Source organism: Comamonas aquatilis (assembly GCF_965139575.1).
Classification (GTDB): domain Bacteria; phylum Pseudomonadota; class Gammaproteobacteria; order Burkholderiales; family Burkholderiaceae_C; genus Comamonas; species Comamonas aquatilis.
On record NZ_CBCSIW010000011.1, the window covers coordinates 1 to 17,342 of the forward strand.

The window sequence follows — 17,342 nt, forward strand, 5'->3', positions numbered from 1 at the left end:
TGGCGAATCGTGGCTCTGACACGCAAGCCAAGCTTGATATAAAGCTCAACTGCACGAATCCTGTCTGCGTATGAGTACATGAACTACCTCCTGGTAGTCCAAGTTTTTGTCCGCATCCCCGCCGCATTGCTCCATTTCGCGCTGAGTGCGAAAACCGCATCTACAGCAGCCGAAGTCCGACAGGTCACACAAAAATTCGGGCAGCCGCCGATAGTCCGACTCTGGCAAACCGGCAAGCTGCTACTTCAGTTCAGGCCTCGAGCTGGCGCCAAACGGTTTTTCCGCCGCTGGATTTGTCCAGCTGCGTCAGCACATCGGCATGTGCCTGCAACTCCTGCTCGTTGGCTCGAACAACTTGCAGCTTGAAAGTGCTCAGGTCCACCGAAGGAATGGTGATGGCACCTGCGGCCTCGGCCTCCGAAGGCTCCTCAGCAACAATGAGCGCGTCCTGGCCACGCGTGAGGTTGATATAAACATCTGCCAGCAACTCGGCATCCAGCAAGGCGCCGTGCAGCGTGCGGCCGGAGTTGTCGACTCCGAGTCGATCACACAGCGAGTCCAGCGAGTTGCGCTTGCCCGGGTACATCTCCTTGGCCATGACCAAGGTGTCGATCACGCCAGAGATGCATTGTGTGAGGGGCGGACGCTTGGCCAGCTTGAGCTCGTTGTTCAGAAAGCCCAAATCGAAAGGTGCGTTGTGAATGATGAGTTCCGCACCTTGCAGATACTCCCAGATCTCGTCGATCTTGGTTTCGAAACGCGGCTTGTCGGCCAAAAATTCCGTGGTGATGCCGTGCACACGCAAGGCATCGGGGTGGCTGTCGCGCCCGGCATTGAAATACAGGTGCAAGTTATTGCCGGTGAGCTTGCGGTTGACCATCTCCACACAGCCCAGCTCAATCAGTCGATCACCATCGACCGCCGACAAACCCGTTGTTTCCGTATCCAGAATAATTTGGCGCGACATGCCTGCCCTTTTCTTTGCTGTGCTCAGTGGTTTTCTTTGGCGTGATTGATGGAGTACTTGGGAATCTCCACCGTCACATTTTCACGCGCCAGAATGGCTTGGCACGACAGGCGGGACTGAGGCTGCAGGCCCCAGGCACGGTCAAGCAGGTCTTCTTCTTCTTCCTCAGCTTCATTGAGCGAGTTCAGGCCTTCTCTGACGATGACATGGCATGTGGTGCAGGCACAGCTCATATCGCAGGCATGTTCGATGTTGACGCCATTGTCCAGCATGGCTTCACAGATCGACGTGCCGACAGGCGCCTCGATTTCGACTCCGTTCGGGCAATACTCGGCGTGGGGAAGGATTTTGATAATGGGCATGACTGACTGCTAATGTCTGCGGATCGAATTAAAGGGACTGCACGTTCTTGCCGGCCAGAGCCTGCTGGATGCTGCGGTTCATGCGCTCGGCGGCGAAGGCTTCCGTGCCCTTGGCCAGAGCCTGTGTGGCGTGCTCAACAACGGCAGGATCATCGCTGCCCACGCTGACACGCAGGGCGGACAGCAGCCCATCAATCAGCTCACGCTGCTCGCTGCTGAGCACATCACCATCGGCTTGCAAAGCGCTTTGCGTGGCCAGCAGCATGCGATCGGCGTCCACACGGGCTTCCACCAAGGCACGAGCCTTCATGTCTTGCTGGGCAGTGGCAAAACCGTCTTGCAGCATGCGGGCGATTTCATCGTCCGACAGGCCATAGGAAGGCTTAACGTTGATGCTCGCCTCCACTCCGCTGATCTGCTCTTTGGCGCTCACCGCCAGCAGACCATCGGCGTCCACGGTAAAGGTCACGCGAATGCGTGCCGCACCAGCAGCCATGGGTGGAATGCCGCGCAGCTCGAAGCGGGCCAGGCTGCGGCAATCGGCCACCAGATCGCGCTCGCCCTGCACCACATGAATGGCCAAAGCGGTCTGCCCGTCCTTGTAGGTGGTGAAATCCTGAGCACGTGCCGTAGGAATGGTTTCGTTGCGGGTGATGATCCGCTCAGCCAGCCCACCCATGGTTTCCACGCCCAGAGACAACGGAATGACATCGAGCAGCAGCAAATCGCCTGCCGTGTTGTTGCCCGCCAGCTGATTGGCCTGGATGGAGGCGCCCAGGGCCACGACTTCGTCGGGGTTGAGATTGGTCAGCGGCTGGCTGCCAAAGAAATCGGCCACGGCCTGGCGCACCTGCGGCATGCGCGTGGAGCCGCCAACCATGACAACGCCTTGCACCTCATCGCGGGTCAAGGCGGCATCCTTAAGTGCACGACGCACGGCAGACAGGCTTTTAGCAGTAAGGTGAGCAGTCGCCGCGCTGAAATCCTCACGTTTGACATCAAAACGTACTGAACCCGAAGACAGATCAGCGGTAAATGCTACAGTTTCTGCATCTGTCAACGCCTGCTTGCAGTTGCGTGCGGCAATGCGCCAACCCGTCTTATCGGCTGCGTTTTGCAGCTGCACGCCGGTTTTATCAGCCACAAAAGCGGCCAGCGCATCGTCGTAATCATCACCGCCCAGGGCCGAATCACCGCCCGTGGCAATCACTTCAAACACGCCTTGGGACAGGCGCAGCACGGAGATATCGAAAGTGCCGCCGCCCAGGTCGTAAACGGCGTAAACACCCTCCGCCGCGTTGTCCAGGCCATAGGCAATCGCCGCAGCCGTGGGCTCATTGATCAGGCGCAGCAGGTTGATGCCGGCGAGCTTGGCCGCATCCTTGGTCGCCTGACGCTGGGCATCGTCAAAGTAAGCGGGCACGGTGATGACGGCGCCATACAGCTCATCATCAAAAGTGTCTTCGGCGCGAAAGCGCAGCGTGGCGAGAATTTCAGCGCTGATTTCCACGGGCGTCTTGGCGCCGTCCACGGTCTCGATAGCGATCACACCGCTGCTCAGGCTGTCTGCACCGAACTGGTAAGGCAGTTTCTCGGGCGACTCGATGTCCTTGAGACTGCGACCCATGAAACGCTTGGCCGAGCTGATGGTGTTGACTGCATCTGCGGCCTGCGATTCTTTGGCATCAAAGCCGATCTGACGACGGCCGCCGCTCAGGTAACGCACCACGGAAGGCAGGAGCACGCGGCCTTGCTCATCAGGCAAGCACTCGGCTACACCGTTGCGTACGGCGGCCACCAACGAATGGGTAGTTCCCAGGTCGATACCGACTGCGATACGCCGTTGGTGGGGATCAGGAGATTGACCGGGTTCGGAAATCTGCAAAAGCGCCATGGAAATTCTATTTATGAAGGTGACAGGCCAGCGGGGATGGCCTTTTCAAGATCGGACTTTCTCTTTGCATCTGCAGGAATACATCGCAGAGAGAACTGCTGGGTCTTATTGTCCCAGTTGATCGCGGCGGCGCTCTATGTCCTCGGCAAATCGCGCAACAAACATGAGGGCTCTCACTTGAGCCACGGCCGCAGCCGGGTCATGCGCTTCGTCGAGCAAACGGCCGCACTCGGCCAGCATGCGGCGGCGCGCTGCCAGCACCTCAGCATCGAGCGCATCCAGCTCCTTTTCGCTATCGGCTTCTTCCAGCGCTTCCCGCCACTCCATCTGCTGCATCAAGAATGCGGCCGGCATGGCGGTGTTGTCCTCCGCCCGCACAGGTGCGCCATTGAGCTCACACAGATAGGCGGCTCGCTTGAGCGGATCCTTCAGACGTTGATAGGCCTCGTTGATGCGCACAGACCACTGCATGGCCACGCGCTGAGCTGCAGCCCCTTGTGCGGCAAAGCGATCGGGGTGGGCTTCGCGCTGCAGCTCTTTCCAGCGCGCGTCAATCACACTGCGCTCTTGCGCAAACTGGCGCTGAAGCGCAAACAATTCAAAGTCGTCGGATTGCAGATTCATGGCATTAAAAAGCCGCCTGCAGCAAAGCTGAGGCGGCTTCCTTTATTCAAAACCAGGGAGCTGACCAAGGCCAGAGATACCTAGCAAGCGCCGCCTTGCGGCGAGGGGGCGTCCCTCCTGGGGGCGCCCGGCCAGGGGAAGCCGCAAAGCGGCTCAGGGGCAGTTAAATTCTGAAGCTCTCGCCGCAGCCGCAACGATCGCGCTCATTAGGGTTATGGAATTTGAAGCCCTCGTTCAGCCCCTCGCGCACGAAGTCAAGCTCCGTACCGTCGATATAGGCCAAGCTTTTGGGATCAATCAGGACCTTGATGCCGTGATCTTCGAAAACCACATCATCAGCCTGCACCTCATCCACATACTCCAGCTTGTAAGCCAAGCCGGAGCAACCTGTGGTCTTCACACCCAGGCGAACACCAATACCCTTGCCACGGCGGGAAAGATACCGGCTCACATGACGGGCAGCCGCCTCAGTCATAGAGATCGCCATGATCTCAGGCTTCCACAGCCACCGTGCGCTTGGCACGGTAGTCGCTCACAGCGGCCTTGATGGCATCTTCGGCCAGAATGGAACAATGCACCTTCACGGGTGGCAAAGCCAGCTCTTCAGCAATCTGGCTGTTCTTGAGTGCTTCGGCTTCGTCCAGCGTCTTGCCCTTGACCCATTCAGTCACCAGGGAAGAGGAAGCGATGGCCGATCCACAGCCATAAGTCTTGAAGCGTGCGTCTTCGATCACGCCGGTTTCGGGATTGACCTTGATCTGCAGCTTCATCACGTCGCCGCAGGCAGGTGCACCCACCATACCCGTGCCTACGGAGTCATCGCCCTTGTCGAACGAGCCCACGTTACGGGGGTTTTCATAGTGGTCAACCACTTTTTCGGAGTAAGCCATGGTGTCTACCTCTTGAACTTCTGATCTTTGCTTAGTGTGCCGCCCATTGAATAGTGCTGAGGTCGATGCCGTCTTTAAACATCTCCCACAGTGGGCTCAATTCGCGCAGCTTGGCTACATTGGTGCGAATGGCTTCAATGGCGGTGTCAATCTCTTCTTCGGTCGTGAAGCGACCAATGGTCATGCGCAGGCTGCTGTGGGCCAGCTCATCGCTGCGACCCAGGGCACGCAGCACATAGCTGGGCTCCAGGCTGGCGGATGTGCAGGCGGAGCCGGAAGATACGGCCAGACCCTTGATGCCCATGATCAACGATTCGCCTTCGACGAAGTTGAAGCTCATGTTCAGGTTATGGGGCACACGATGCTCCAGATCACCGTTCACAAACACTTGCTCCATGTCCTTGAGGCCATCAAGCAGGCGCTGCTGCAGACGCTTGGCGTGCTCGTAGTCCTTGGAAAACTCTTCCTTGGCAATGCGGTAGGCCTCGCCCATGCCCACGATCTGGTGGGTAGGCAACGTGCCCGAACGCATGCCGCGCTCGTGTCCGCCACCGTGCATCTGGGCTTCCAGGCGCACGCGGGGCTTGCGGCGCACATACAGAGCACCGATACCCTTGGGGCCATAGCTCTTGTGCGATGCCAGGCTCATCAGATCGATGGGCATGGCCTGCATATCCAGCACCATCTTGCCCGTGGCCTGTGCGGCATCCACATGGAATATGATGCCTTTTTCGCGGCAAATGGCACCAATGGTGTTCAGATCCTGAATCACACCGGTTTCATTGTTCACGGCCATCACGCTGACCAGAATGGTGTCGGGGCGGATCGCCGCCTTGAACACATCCAGATCGAGCAGACCGTCTTCCTTCACGTCCAGATAGGTCACTTCAAAACCCTGACGCTCCAGCTCGCGCATGGTGTCCAGCACAGCCTTGTGCTCGGTCTTGACAGTGATCAGGTGCTTGCCCTTGCCTTGATAGAAATGGGCAGCACCTTTGATGGCCAGATTGTCAGACTCGGTGGCGCCGCTGGTCCAGACGATTTCGCGTGGATCGGCATTGATCAGGTCAGCCACTTGCTGGCGGGCTTTTTCAATCGCTTCTTCAGCAGCCCAGCCCCAGGCATGGCTACGAGAAGCCGCATTTCCGAACTGATCACGCAACCACGGAATCATGGCATCCACCACACGGGGATCCACTGGCGTGGTTGCGCCGTAGTCAAGGTAAATAGGAAGGTGCGGGGTCATGTCCATGACTGGCTCAATCTAGTTATTCGGCTGACAAATCGTGAGAGGAATTGATGGGCGCAAAGCCCCACCCGGACAGCGTGGATATGCCGCACAGCCATGCATATCACCCTGCCCTGCTTTTGCTTGGCAGCACCTTGAGAGTGCTGCAGACCTTCGCTGACCGCTGAGTGCGATCAGGATTTGGCGAAGGCGTTACCCAGAGCGAACACCGAGTTAGGTGCATTCACGCGGATAGGCTTGACCACAGGTGCTGTGGAAATCGCACGGCGCACCACAGGCTTGTCTTCAATCTGGATGCCCTTGGCCAGTTGCTCGTCCACCAGCTTTTGCAGGGTGACGGAGTCAAGAAACTCCACCATGCGCTGGTTCAAAGCAGCCCACAGTTCATGAGTCATACAGCGACCAGCTTCGCCCAGACAGTTTTCCTTGCCGCCGCACTGGGTAGCGTCGATAGGTTCATCCACGGAGACAATGATGTCTGCCACGGTGATATCGGTTGCCTTGCGAGCCAGTGTGTAGCCGCCGCCGGGGCCGCGAGTGGATTCCACCAGCTCGTGGCGACGCAGCTTGCCGAACAGCTGTTCCAGGTAGGACAGCGAAATTTGCTGGCGTTGGCTGATGGCAGCCAACGTGACGGGGCCATTGTTCTGGCGCAGGGCCAGGTCGATCATCGCGGTGACCGCAAAACGGCCTTTAGTTGTGAGACGCATTCCGAGCTCCTTCAATCAGGATTGTTCGTTACAGAAACGCCTGCGTGGTGCTTTTATAGAGACCCGGCAGGCACAGTCTCCGCCCTTACTCCGTCCTGTTAATAGGTTCAGAGCCCTTCTGAGAGGGAAGTTTGTTGTTGAGTGTTTGCGTTGAGTATAGCACATTCCCCATTGTTTTTGTCGGGTAACAACTCACAGCAACGCCCAAGCAACTGCAATTTGCCGGACGTCTCCTACGGAGCTGCCCCAAATAACTGCTCTTTGAGTAGGGCCAATTGATCGCGTATGCGGGCTGCCTGCTCGAACTCCAGACTACGCGCGTGCTCCAGCATCTGCTTCTCCAAGCGCTTGATTTCCTTGGCTACATCCTTCTCGGACATATCCTCGACACGCGCCCGCTGCAGGGCCTGCTGCTCGATACGCTCGGCTTCCTTGCTGCTTTTCCCGCTGTAAACACCATCAATCAGGTCTTTCACCCGCTTGACAATCTGTTTTGGCTCTATGCCGTGAGCTTCGTTGTGCGCCACCTGCTTGGCGCGGCGCCGCTCGGTCTCTCCGATCGCCTTTTTCATGGACTCCGTGATGCGGTCACCGTACAAGATGGCCTTGCCATTGATATTGCGCGCCGCGCGGCCTATGGTTTGAATCAGGCTGCGCTCGGCGCGCAAAAAGCCTTCCTTATCAGCATCCAGAATCGCCACCAGCGACACTTCCGGAATATCCAGGCCTTCGCGCAGCAAATTGATCCCGACGAGCACGTCAAAGGCGCCCAGGCGCAGATCACGGATGATTTCCACACGCTCCACCGTGTCCACATCCGAGTGCAGATACCGCACCTTAACGCCGTTGTCCGTCAAATACTCCGTCAATTGCTCGGCCATGCGCTTGGTCAGCGTGGTGATGAGCACGCGCTCCTGCTTGTCCACGCGCAGGCGGATTTCCTGCAGCACATCATCCACCTGGTGTGTGGCCGGGCGCACTTCGATTTCAGGATCAACCAGACCCGTGGGCCGTACCACCTGCTCCACAACCTGACCGGCATGGGTTTTCTCGTAATCGGCGGGCGTTGCCGAAACAAACACCACCTGACGCATGCGCTGCTCGAACTCTTCAAACTTGAGCGGGCGGTTGTCCAGCGCCGAAGGCAGGCGAAAGCCATATTCAACCAGCGTGGTCTTGCGCGAGCGGTCACCGCTGTACATGGCGTTGAGCTGGCCGATCATCTGGTGGCTCTCATCGAGAAACATGATGGAGTCACGCGGCAGATAGTCCGTCAGCGTGCTGGGCGGATCGCCGGGGGCTGCGCCCGACAGGTGACGGGTGTAGTTCTCGATGCCCTTGCAATGCCCTACCTCGGTCAGCATCTCAAGGTCAAAGCGCGTGCGCTGCTCCAGACGCTGGGCTTCCACCAGCTTACCCATCTCCACCAGCTGCTTGAGGCGCTCGGCCAGCTCCAGCTTGATGGTCTCCACGGCCACCAGCACCTTGTCTCTTGGCGTGACGTAGTGGCTGCTGGGATAGACGGTAAAGCGCGGAATGTTCTGGCGCACGCGGCCCGTGAGCGGATCAAACAGCTGCAGGGTTTCGATTTCGTCATCGAACAACTCGATGCGCACGGCCAACTCCGAATGCTCGGCGGGGAAGACGTCGATCGTGTCGCCGCGCACACGGAAGGTGCCCCGGCTGAAATCCGAATCATTGCGCTGGTACTGCATGCGAATCAGCTGGGCAATCACATCGCGCTGGTTCATACGGTCGCCGGTGCGCACCGTCATGATCATACGGTGATAACTCTCGGGCTCGCCAATGCCGTAGATGGCGGACACCGTGGCCACGATCACCACATCGCGCCGCTCCATGATGCTTTTGGTGCACGACAGCCGCATCTGCTCGATGTGCTCGTTGATGGCGCTGTCCTTTTCAATGAACAGGTCGCGCTGGGGCACATAGGCTTCAGGCTGGTAGTAATCGTAGTAGCTGACAAAGTACTCGACCGCATTTTTTGGGAAAAACTCCCTGAACTCGGAGTACAGCTGTGCGGCCAGTGTCTTGTTGGGCGCAAACACGATGGCGGGCCGACCCAGGCGCGCAATCACATTGGCCATGGTGAAAGTCTTGCCCGAGCCAGTTACGCCCAAAAGCGTCTGAAACGACTCTCCGTCATTGACGCCGTTGACCAGTTGTTCGATCGCCGTCGGCTGGTCCCCGGCAGGCGGATAAGGTTGGAACAGCTCGAAGGGCGAGTCCGGGTAGTGCACAAAGCTGCCTTGCGGCGCATCAGTCATATCTTGTTCTTGCATGATGTCATGTCCATGACGCATAGGGTTAGCGCGGGTAGAATGGCAGACCAACCCTCAAGCCTAACCTAGAGTAGTTGGGGGTGACCTGACTTATTTCTATCCATCAAGGATTTTTCATGTCTCTGTTTACCGCCGTCGAAATGGCCCCCCGCGACCCTATTCTGGGTTTGAATGATCAGTTCGCTGCCGACACCAACGCCAACAAGGTGAATCTGGGCGTGGGTGTGTACTTCGACGACAACGGCAAGCTGCCCTTGCTGCAATGCGTGCAAGCCGCTGAGAAGGCCATGATGGACAAGCCCACGGCACGTGGCTACCTGCCCATCGACGGCATCGCCGCTTACGACAACGGAGTGAAGGCTCTGGTCTTCGGCGCCGAATCCGACGTGGTCAAGTCCGGCCGTGTGTCCACCGTGCAAGCCATCGGCGGCACCGGCGGCCTGAAGATTGGTGCTGACTTCTTGAAGAAGCTCAACCCCAATGCCAAGGTGCTGATCTCCAACCCCAGCTGGGAAAACCACCGCGCCATCTTCCAGAACGCCGGTTTTGAAGTCGAGAACTACGCTTATTACGACGCAGCCACCCGCTCCATCGACTTCGCCGGCATGCTGGCCGACCTGAACGCTGCCGCTGCCGGCACCGTGGTCGTGCTGCACGCCTGCTGCCACAACCCCACCGGCTACGACATCACTGCCGCCCAGTGGGATCAAGTGATTGAAGTGGTCAAGGCCAAGGGCCTGGTCGCCTTCCTGGACATGGCCTACCAAGGCTTTGGCTACGGCATCGCCGAAGACGGTGCCGTGATCGGCAAGTTCGTGGCCGCCGGCCTGAACATTTTCGTCTCCACTTCTTTCTCCAAGAGCTTCAGCCTGTACGGCGAGCGCGTGGGCGCCCTGTCCGTGGTCGCCAACGACAAGGAAGAAGCCGCTCGCGTGCTGTCGCAGCTGAAGATCGTCATCCGCACCAACTACTCCAACCCTCCTACCCACGGTGGCGCCGTGGTGGCTGCGGTGCTCAACACCCCTGAGCTGCGCGCCCAGTGGGAAGCCGAGCTGGGCGAGATGCGCGTGCGCATCAAGCAAATGCGCCAAAAGCTGGTCGACGGCCTCAAGGCTGCCGGCGTGACTCAGGACATGAGCTTCATCACCACCCAGATCGGTATGTTCTCGTACTCCGGCCTGTCCAAGGAGCAGATGGTGCGCCTGCGCTCCGAGTTCGGCGTGTACGGCACCGACACCGGCCGCATGTGCGTCGCTGCCCTGAACAGCAAGAACATCGAGTATGTCTGCAAGGCCATCGCCGCCGTGATCTAAAGTCACAACTCAGGGCCGCTGCGGCAGCCCTGAAAAACCAAAGAGCAACGGACTTTTGATCCGCTGCTCTTTTTTATGCCCCGTCGGTTTTCAACCACTTTATTTCGATAGCTGCCTGCGCTTTATCAGTCTTGTCTTCAAGCTCATAAAGGCCTGAAACTCAATGGATTCATGCGCTAGCAGCTATCAAATCTGGTAGCTCATCAAGTATTCAAGCCCCAGATGGCCGAGCGCATCGATAGCGCCCCATATTGAAAAGCGTCGTTAAAGACGCGCGGTGCTTCGCCATCCTGCACTGCTCCCGCTGCGTACAACAGCGGCAGATAGTGATCATGCGTGGGATGGGCCAGACGCGCTTGCGGGCCCCAGTCCAGAAAGGTGGACAGATCGGCCAGATTGCCGCTGTCCCAGCGCTGCTGCACCTGGGCATCGAACTGCTGGGCCCAGTCAAACGCCTGGTCATCCGCCACATCGCGCCGCAGCGCCCGCAAGTTGTGCACCACATTGCCGCTGCCCACAATCAGCACGCCGCGCTCGCGCAGAGCCCGCAGCTGAACACCCAGCTCAAAATGCTTTTCGGGCGGCAGACCATAAGGCATGCTCAGCTGCATGACGGGAATCTTGGCTTCGGGGAACATGGGTAGCAGCACCGACCAGGTGCCGTGGTCAAAGCCCCATTTCTCATCCACCCGCAAGGCCGAGCCATCAAGCGGCGAATGCAGCTCAGCAGCCAGTTGCCTGGCAACCTCAGGTGCACCCAGCGCCGGGTATTGCTGATCAAACAACTCCTGGGGAAAGCCGCCGAAATCGTGAATCGTGCGCGGTTGGGCCATGCCGGTCAAAGCCCAGTCCGACTCCGTCAGCCAGTGCGCGGAAATGCACAAGATCAGCTGCGGTGCAATGCCTTTGGCGGCCAGCTCCGCGCCCAGCGCTTTCCAGCTCTGGCGCCAGCGCGTGTCCTCGATCACGTTCATGGGGCTGCCATGGCCGAGAAACATGACCGGCATGCGCGGCGAGGGCTTGAGTTGCTGCAGCAGCTCCTGGGGCAAAACAGTGGGTGAGGTTGTGGTCATGGAATAAGCCATCCAAGCCCCGGATGCCGCCACCATTGTGGAGCCCAGGGCAACAAGCGTGCGTCGACGCATAAGATCCGTTCAGCGCTGCCCAGGCAACAGCCAGTGCAGCTTTTTCAACATGGGCCAAGCTTGCCACAGAGCAATGCCCTTGTGGAGGCTGGCTGGCGCAACACACTGTCCTGAAAGTGCCAGGTCTTTAGCCACACACGCGATACAAGAGCCGTTGCTCAAGGCCACGACAACCTTATGAACACCCACCAGAACCATCCCCAAACTGACGGCGATCCCCAAAGCTTTGCCCCGCTTCAAGGCGTGCGCGTTCTGAGCCTGGCCCTCAATCTGCCCGGACCTGCGGCCCTGTGGCGCTGCGCCGGCATGGGAGCGCAATGCCGAAAGCTGGAGCCCTTGTCCAGCGCCAGCAAAGACGGTGGCGGCGGCGGTGGTGCCGACCCCATGCAGCTCTACTGCCCCCAAGCCTATGGGCAGATGCATGAGGGCATCAACGTGCTGCAGGCCGACCTCAAGACTGAAGCCGGCCAAGCCAGCCTGCATGCGCAGCTGGCACAAACCGATGTGCTGCTGACCTCTTTCAGGCCTTCGGCGCTGAAGAAACTGGGCATGGACTGGGCGGTGCTGCAGCAGCGCCATCCACGGCTGTCACTGGTGCGCGTGGTGGGCAGCGAAGGAGCACTGGCCGACGTACCCGGCCACGACCTGACCTACCAGGCCGAAGCCGGACTGGTGCACAGCACCCAGTTGCCGCCCAGCCTGTTTGCCGATATGGCAGGTGCGCTGATGGCCAGCGAAGCCGTGCTGCAAGCCGTGCTGGTCAGCAGCCGCAGCGGGCGCGGCGTGTTCAGAGAAGTGGGCCTGGCCCAGGCCGCCCAGTGGCTGGCCCTGCCCTGGCACTGGGGCCTGACTCAGCCTAAGGGAGACGTAGGCGGGGGCCACGCCGGCTATCGTATCTACCCCTGCGCCGATGGCATGGTTGCCGTGGCTGCGCTGGAGCCGCATTTTGCCCAGCGCCTGTGCGAAGCGGCAGAACTGCCCTTCACCCACCCCAGCGATATGCGCAAGCCGGAAATCCACACCGGCGTGGCACAGTTTCTGGCCGCCCTCAGTTGCAAGCAGCTGATGCAACTGGCCCAGGAGCGGGACATACCGCTGCATGCCCTGCCCAGCGCGCACTGACCGCTGTTTTTAAGCCGGGCGCTTTTCAAAGCCGAATTTCTCGGTATCCACCTCGCCTTGGCCTTGCAGCGCGTAGCGGTCGCCGGCAATGGCTTCAGGCCTGAAGATGTCATCCAGCTCGGCCAGCAACTCGGGGCTGAGCTTGACGCTGCCGCCGCGAATGTCTTCGTGCAGATGCTCCACGCTGGTGGTGCCGGGCAAGGCAATCACCTGCTCGCCCTGGTGCAGCACCCAGGCGATGGCCAGCTCGGCCAGCGTGCAGTCGGCTTTCTCGGCCACGGCCTGCATGGGCGCCAGCAGACGCAGATTGCGCGCATAGCTATCGGGCGCAAAACGCGGCATGGTGGCGCGGATATCGCCTTTGACCAGAGCGCCCACTTCCTGCAGCTTGCCGGTCAGAAAGGCACGGCCCACGGGGCTAAAGGCGACATAGGCAATGCCCAGCTCCTTGCAGGCGGCCAGCGTGCCCAACTCGGCATTGCGCGACCACAACGAATACTCGCTTTGCAGGGCCGCAATCGGGTGTTCCTTGTGCGCGCGGCGCAGCGCATCGGCACCGACTTCGGACACGCCCAGGGCGCGAATCTTGCCCTCCTCTTTGAGGCGCGCCATCTCTCCCACCGATTCTTCGATGGGTACGTTCTTGTCCCAGCGGTGCAGATAGTAGAGATCGATCACATCAGTGCCCAGGCGCTGCAGACTGTCTTCACAGTTCTGGCGCAGCGTCTTGGGGCGGCCGTCGATCACGCGGCGCATCACGCCGTCATCACCGCGCACACCGGCCATGCCGCATTTGCTGGCCAAGGTGATGTGGTTGCGGTGAGGCTTGAGCACCGGACCGATCAGCGATTCATTGGCACCAAAACCATAAAGCGCCGCAGTGTCGAACAAGGTGACGCCGGCATCCAGCGCGGCATGCAGCACGGCATGAGACTGCTCCACGCTGGGCGATGCGCCATAGGCATGGCTGAAATTCATGCAGCCCAGAGCTACGTTGCTGACCGTGAATGGGCCTAGTTGACGGGTTTGCATAGAGGAAATCCTTTGAATGCCTATCGGGCGGCAATGGAGACTGATTTTGATTGATTTTGGCCTGTAGCGCTTGACTGACATGCGCATACAGCTATCAATTTCGACAAGCTTGCCAATATCCAGGCTCAAACAACAAAGGCCGGAGCCCAGCCCCAGCCTTTGTACAGCTCAACAAGTCACCAGGACTTATTCAGCGTTCAGCTGCTGCTCCAGGTCGTGCAAGACCTTGTAGCAATTGAACACCTGCTGCACGCTGGAGTTGGGCTCGCGGCCCTCGCGGATGGCAGCGAAGAATTCACGGTCCTGCAGCTCGATGCCGTTCATGGACACATCGACGTTGGAGACGTCAATCTTTTCGTCCTTGCCAGTGTACAGATCGTCGTAGCGCGCCAGATAGGTGCCGGTGTCGCCGATGTAGCGGAAGAAAGTGCCTAGAGGGCCATCGTTGTTGAACGACAGGCTCAGTGTGCAGATGGCGCCATTGGCGGCCTTGAGCTGAATGCTCATATCCATGGCAATGCCCAGATCCTTGTGGATGGGGCCTTGCACGGCGTTGGCCTTGACGATGGGGCTGCCGGCCTGGTAGGCAAACAGGTCCACCGTGTGTGCAGCGTGATGCCACAGCAGATGATCCGTCCAGCTGCGGGCCTGACCCAGGGCGTTCATATTGGTGCGGCGGAAGAAATAGGTCTGCACATCCATTTGCTGGATGTTGAACTCGCCGGCCTCGATCTTCTTGTGCACCCACTGGTGGCTGGGGTTGAAACGGCGGGTATGGCCGACCATGGCCACCAGACCGGTCTGCTTTTGCAGCTCGGCCACTGCCTGCGCATCCTTCAGGGCATCGGCCAGAGGGATTTCAACCTGCACATGCTTGCCGGCCTTCAGGCAGGCAATGGCTTGCTCGGCGTGCATTTGCGTGGGCGTGCACAGAATCACGGCATCGACTTCGGGCAGCGCCAGGCTTTCAGCCAGATCGGTGGCCACATGCTTGATGCCGTATTTGTCGGCCACTTCCTGGGTCTGGTCCAGACGGCGACCGACCAGGGAGACGACTTCCACGCCGTCAATGTTCTTGATGCCGTCCAGATGCTTGATGCCGAAGGCACCTGCGCCAGCCAGGGCGACTTTGATGGTTTTAGACATAAATGAGTCTCCGTAGAGCCGCCTCAAGGAGGCGAAGGCCCCTTGTTCCTTATTGGTTAGGGGCAGTGAATACGCGAAGCCATGAACGTGGGGGCACGCTCATTGGTTCTCCAGGATCAGATGCCCCACCGCGGTGTTCGATGCAGGCACGTGGTAGAAACGGTGCGCCACCTTGGGCAGCGGTGCCGGGCTGTCCACGTCGGACATGGCGCCACGCGCGATTAGCCACATCACCAGCTCGATGCCTTCGGAACCGGCCTCGCGCACATAGTCGATATGCGGCAGCTGGGCCAGACCCGAGGGGTTTTCGATCAGCAGGTCCAGGAACTTGTTGTCCCATTCCTGATTGATCAGGCCGGCACGGGCGCCTTGCAGTTGGTGGCTCATGCCGCCTGTGCCCCAGATGTGGACATTGATGTCCTCGTCGTAGCTCTCGATGGCCTTGCGAATCGCTCGGCCGATGTTGAAGCAGCGTTGACCCGAAGGCACGGGGTATTGCACCACGTTGACGGCAAACGGAATCACCGGGCAAGGCCAGGAGCCGGTTTTGGGGTCTTGCTCGCCGCACATCAGCGACAAGGGCACGGTCAGGCCGTGGTCCACGTCCATCTTGTTGACGATGGTCAGGTCAAAGTCCTGCTGGATCACGGATTGCGCAATATGCGCCGCCAGCTCGGGGTGACCCTGCACCTTGGGCACGGGGCGTGGGCCCCAGCCTTCGTCTGCGGGTTCGTACTCCGCGCCCGTGCCGATGGCAAAGGTGGGAATGCAGTCCAGGCTGAAAGCCGTAGCGTGGTCGTTGTAGACCAGAAAAATCACATCGGGCTTGTTGTCCTTCATCCACTGACGCGAGAAGTCATATCCCTTGAACAGAGGCTGCCAGTAGGCTTCCTCGGTTTTACCTAGGTCCATGGCGGCGCCGATGGCGGGCACATGCGAGGTGAAAACAGATGCAGTAATGCGAGCCATGAATCAGTTGCCTTCCTTGTTCTTGTTGCCGGCTGCACCCGCAGCACCTTGCGGCTGACGATGCGCCTGTGCGTCGCCGTCCTCGCCCACATAGCGATTGCCTTCGGCAGATCGGCCGCCGGCAATCATCATGGCGCGGTACTCGTCCTCGGTCATACCGGTCATGGAGCCCGCCATTTGCTGAAAGCTCTTGCCGTCGGTGGAGCCGATCTTGGCCAGAAAATAAATGTTGCCGCCAGTGCGCATGCACCAGTTCAGGTCGCGCGCCAGCACGGCCTGTTTTTGCTCTTCCGTCATCGCCCATTCATCCAGATAGGCGCGCTCGTTGGCCCGAAAACGCTCGCGGTTCTCGGCCTTCATCAGCGACATACAAAACTGGTTGATCCAGTAGCCTTTGCGGGACTGCTCGGCATCAAAAATGATGGTGCCGGGCACATCCAGGTATGGTTTTTCCAATGCCATAAATTTCTCCTCTTAACCCTTGTCAAGGGCAAGTTGCCCTGCCCTTCAAAAACTGGCACAACCCAGGCGAGAGACAGCGAGCAAGGGCCGCCCCGCAGCAAGGCTGTCGTCCCCCTCCCGGTACAACGCATCGAGAGAGGGGAAGGTGCGGCGCCGCCTAGGCAAAGCGCCTCAGGGGGTGTCAGGCCAGTTCCGGCCAATACAGACGCATGGGGTTGTCCACCAGCAGCTTTTGCTGCAGCTCGGCCGTGGGCGCGATATGGGGGATGAAGTCCACCAGCAGACCGTCGTCGGGCATATGGTCCTTCAGATTGGGGTGCGGCCAGTCCGTGCCCCACAACACGCGCTCGGGGAACTCTTCCACCACGCGGCGCGCAAACGGCAGCACGTCCTGGTAGGCATTCTGCTCGCCATTCAACGCCTTGGGGCCGGTGACGGACAGACGTTCGGGGCAGGATACCTTGCTCCACACATTCTGGTGCTCGCGCATGAATTTGAGGAACAGAGCGAACTCTTCGCTGTCCACCCCCTTGCTCACATCGGGGCGCCCCATGTGATCGACGACCACGGTGGTGGGCAGTGCGGTGAAGAAGTCCCACAGCTCGGGCAGATCCACGGCTTCAAAGTAAATCACCACATGCCAGCCCAGCTTGGCGATGCGGCCGGCAATCTCCAGCAACTCGTCCTTGGGCGTGAAGTCCACCAGACGCTTAACGAAATTAAAGCGCACACCACGCACACCGGCGTCGTGCAGCTCCTGCAGCTCTACGTCCGAAATGCTGCGCTTGACCGTGGCCACGCCACGGGCCTTGCCGCCCGAAGCCTTGCAGGCATCGACCATGGCACGGTTGTCCGCACCGTGGCAGGTGGCTTGCACCACCACATTGCGCGCAAAACCCAGGTGGTCGCGCAGCGCAAACAGCTGGGCCTTGCTGGCATCGCAAGGTGTGTACTTGCGCTCGGGCGCGAAAGGAAATTCGTTGCCGGGGCCGAACACGTGGCAGTGCGCATCCACAGCGCCAGCGGGCAGCTTGAAGCTGGGCTTGCTGGGGTTGGCGTACCAGTCCATCCAGCCGGGGGTTTTTTCAAATTGGCTCATTGTTATTCCTCAACAATTCACTCTTCAAAATTTCATTCACTCTCTTGGCACTGGCATG

Annotated in this window: 17 protein-coding genes; 2 read left to right on the forward strand and 15 right to left on the reverse strand. The window is 59.5% G+C overall.

Translation table 11 applies throughout. The features are described 5' to 3' along the window. Positions 1-250: 250 nt before the first annotated feature. From dnaQ to uvrB, 9 genes are all read right to left on the reverse strand, one after another. Positions 251-967: a DNA polymerase III subunit epsilon gene (gene dnaQ, locus ACNAZA_RS13655; protein ID WP_415797108.1), complete on the reverse strand. Its 717-nt coding sequence runs from the start codon at positions 965-967 to the stop codon at positions 251-253. Positions 968-990: 23 nt separating this feature from the next. Further along, complete coding sequence (fdx, locus tag ACNAZA_RS13660; protein WP_120967666.1) at positions 991-1,329, reverse strand: ISC system 2Fe-2S type ferredoxin; 339 nt, start codon at positions 1,327-1,329, stop codon at positions 991-993. Positions 1,330-1,357: 28 nt separating this feature from the next. Beyond that, complete coding sequence (hscA, locus tag ACNAZA_RS13665; RefSeq protein ID WP_415797109.1) at positions 1,358-3,223, reverse strand: Fe-S protein assembly chaperone HscA; 1,866 nt, start codon at positions 3,221-3,223, stop codon at positions 1,358-1,360. A 105-nt stretch (positions 3,224-3,328) separates the two neighbouring features. Next, entirely contained in the window at positions 3,329-3,847 is a 519-nt protein-coding gene (hscB, locus tag ACNAZA_RS13670) for a Fe-S protein assembly co-chaperone HscB (protein WP_415797110.1), read from the reverse strand. 163 nt (positions 3,848-4,010) lie between these two features. Next, a complete protein-coding gene (gene iscA, locus ACNAZA_RS13675; RefSeq protein ID WP_120967660.1) occupies positions 4,011-4,334 on the reverse strand; it encodes an iron-sulfur cluster assembly protein IscA in 324 nt (107 codons plus the stop codon). A 4-nt stretch (positions 4,335-4,338) separates the two neighbouring features. Then, positions 4,339-4,737 (reverse strand): Fe-S cluster assembly scaffold IscU, encoded by a 399-nt coding sequence (gene iscU / locus ACNAZA_RS13680; RefSeq protein ID WP_415797111.1) that lies wholly within the window; start codon positions 4,735-4,737, stop codon positions 4,339-4,341. A 31-nt stretch (positions 4,738-4,768) separates the two neighbouring features. Beyond that, positions 4,769-5,989 carry an IscS subfamily cysteine desulfurase gene (locus tag ACNAZA_RS13685; RefSeq protein ID WP_415797112.1) on the reverse strand — a complete coding sequence of 407 codons (1,221 nt, stop codon included), beginning with the start codon at positions 5,987-5,989 and terminating at the stop codon, positions 4,769-4,771. Between the two features lie 170 nt (positions 5,990-6,159). Continuing rightward, positions 6,160-6,696: a Fe-S cluster assembly transcriptional regulator IscR gene (gene iscR / locus ACNAZA_RS13690; protein WP_003054211.1), complete on the reverse strand. Its 537-nt coding sequence runs from the start codon at positions 6,694-6,696 to the stop codon at positions 6,160-6,162. A gap of 233 nt (positions 6,697-6,929) precedes the next feature. Next, complete coding sequence (gene uvrB / locus ACNAZA_RS13695; RefSeq protein ID WP_415797113.1) at positions 6,930-8,996, reverse strand: excinuclease ABC subunit UvrB; 2,067 nt, start codon at positions 8,994-8,996, stop codon at positions 6,930-6,932. 116 nt (positions 8,997-9,112) lie between these two features. Here uvrB and ACNAZA_RS13700 point away from each other — a divergent pair, with 116 nt between their 5' ends. After that, complete coding sequence (locus ACNAZA_RS13700) at positions 9,113-10,309, forward strand: amino acid aminotransferase (protein WP_415797114.1); 1,197 nt, start codon at positions 9,113-9,115, stop codon at positions 10,307-10,309. Between the two features lie 203 nt (positions 10,310-10,512). Here the strand turns inward: ACNAZA_RS13700 and ygiD are convergent, their stop codons facing one another. Continuing rightward, positions 10,513-11,382 carry a 4,5-DOPA-extradiol-dioxygenase gene (gene ygiD, locus ACNAZA_RS13705; protein ID WP_462936555.1) on the reverse strand — a complete coding sequence of 290 codons (870 nt, stop codon included), beginning with the start codon at positions 11,380-11,382 and terminating at the stop codon, positions 10,513-10,515. 249 nt (positions 11,383-11,631) lie between these two features. On the opposite strand from ygiD, the gene ACNAZA_RS13710 reads away from it, so the two are divergent. Further along, complete coding sequence (locus ACNAZA_RS13710; protein ID WP_415797115.1) at positions 11,632-12,576, forward strand: CoA transferase; 945 nt, start codon at positions 11,632-11,634, stop codon at positions 12,574-12,576. A gap of 9 nt (positions 12,577-12,585) precedes the next feature. On the opposite strand, the gene ACNAZA_RS13715 is transcribed toward ACNAZA_RS13710, so the two are convergent. The 5 genes from ACNAZA_RS13715 to ACNAZA_RS13735 form a co-directional block, all read right to left on the reverse strand. Further along, positions 12,586-13,608 (reverse strand): aldo/keto reductase, encoded by a 1,023-nt coding sequence (locus ACNAZA_RS13715; protein ID WP_415797116.1) that lies wholly within the window; start codon positions 13,606-13,608, stop codon positions 12,586-12,588. A 186-nt stretch (positions 13,609-13,794) separates the two neighbouring features. Then, the gene (locus tag ACNAZA_RS13720; RefSeq protein WP_415797117.1) at positions 13,795-14,754 is read right to left on the reverse strand and encodes a Gfo/Idh/MocA family oxidoreductase; all 960 of its coding nucleotides are present in this window, start codon (positions 14,752-14,754) and stop codon (positions 13,795-13,797) included. A gap of 99 nt (positions 14,755-14,853) precedes the next feature. Further along, a complete protein-coding gene (locus ACNAZA_RS13725) occupies positions 14,854-15,723 on the reverse strand; it encodes a class III extradiol dioxygenase subunit beta (protein WP_120967646.1) in 870 nt (289 codons plus the stop codon). Positions 15,724-15,726: 3 nt separating this feature from the next. Further along, positions 15,727-16,185: a protocatechuate 4,5-dioxygenase subunit alpha gene (gene ligA / locus ACNAZA_RS13730; protein WP_120967644.1), complete on the reverse strand. Its 459-nt coding sequence runs from the start codon at positions 16,183-16,185 to the stop codon at positions 15,727-15,729. 181 nt (positions 16,186-16,366) lie between these two features. Further along, positions 16,367-17,284: an amidohydrolase family protein gene (locus ACNAZA_RS13735; protein ID WP_415797118.1), complete on the reverse strand. Its 918-nt coding sequence runs from the start codon at positions 17,282-17,284 to the stop codon at positions 16,367-16,369. Between the last annotated feature and the right edge of the window lie 58 nt (positions 17,285-17,342).

Coding starts and splice junctions, on each gene's coding strand:
- dnaQ (WP_415797108.1), bottom strand. CDS start 967: ATGTCGCGCCAAATTATTCTGGATACGGAAACAACGGGTTTGTCGGCG.
- fdx (WP_120967666.1), bottom strand. CDS start 1,329: ATGCCCATTATCAAAATCCTTCCCCACGCCGAGTATTGCCCGAACGGA.
- hscA (WP_415797109.1), bottom strand. CDS start 3,223: ATGGCGCTTTTGCAGATTTCCGAACCCGGTCAATCTCCTGATCCCCAC.
- hscB (WP_415797110.1), bottom strand. CDS start 3,847: ATGAATCTGCAATCCGACGACTTTGAATTGTTTGCGCTTCAGCGCCAG.
- iscA (WP_120967660.1), bottom strand. CDS start 4,334: ATGGCGATCTCTATGACTGAGGCGGCTGCCCGTCATGTGAGCCGGTAT.
- iscU (WP_415797111.1), bottom strand. CDS start 4,737: ATGGCTTACTCCGAAAAAGTGGTTGACCACTATGAAAACCCCCGTAAC.
- ACNAZA_RS13685 (WP_415797112.1), bottom strand. CDS start 5,989: ATGGACATGACCCCGCACCTTCCTATTTACCTTGACTACGGCGCAACC.
- iscR (WP_003054211.1), bottom strand. CDS start 6,696: ATGCGTCTCACAACTAAAGGCCGTTTTGCGGTCACCGCGATGATCGAC.
- uvrB (WP_415797113.1), bottom strand. CDS start 8,996: ATGCAAGAACAAGATATGACTGATGCGCCGCAAGGCAGCTTTGTGCAC.
- ACNAZA_RS13700 (WP_415797114.1), top strand. CDS start 9,113: ATGTCTCTGTTTACCGCCGTCGAAATGGCCCCCCGCGACCCTATTCTG.
- ygiD (WP_462936555.1), bottom strand. CDS start 11,382: ATGACCACAACCTCACCCACTGTTTTGCCCCAGGAGCTGCTGCAGCAA.
- ACNAZA_RS13710 (WP_415797115.1), top strand. CDS start 11,632: ATGAACACCCACCAGAACCATCCCCAAACTGACGGCGATCCCCAAAGC.
- ACNAZA_RS13715 (WP_415797116.1), bottom strand. CDS start 13,608: ATGCAAACCCGTCAACTAGGCCCATTCACGGTCAGCAACGTAGCTCTG.
- ACNAZA_RS13720 (WP_415797117.1), bottom strand. CDS start 14,754: ATGTCTAAAACCATCAAAGTCGCCCTGGCTGGCGCAGGTGCCTTCGGC.
- ACNAZA_RS13725 (WP_120967646.1), bottom strand. CDS start 15,723: ATGGCTCGCATTACTGCATCTGTTTTCACCTCGCATGTGCCCGCCATC.
- ligA (WP_120967644.1), bottom strand. CDS start 16,185: ATGGCATTGGAAAAACCATACCTGGATGTGCCCGGCACCATCATTTTT.
- ACNAZA_RS13735 (WP_415797118.1), bottom strand. CDS start 17,284: ATGAGCCAATTTGAAAAAACCCCCGGCTGGATGGACTGGTACGCCAAC.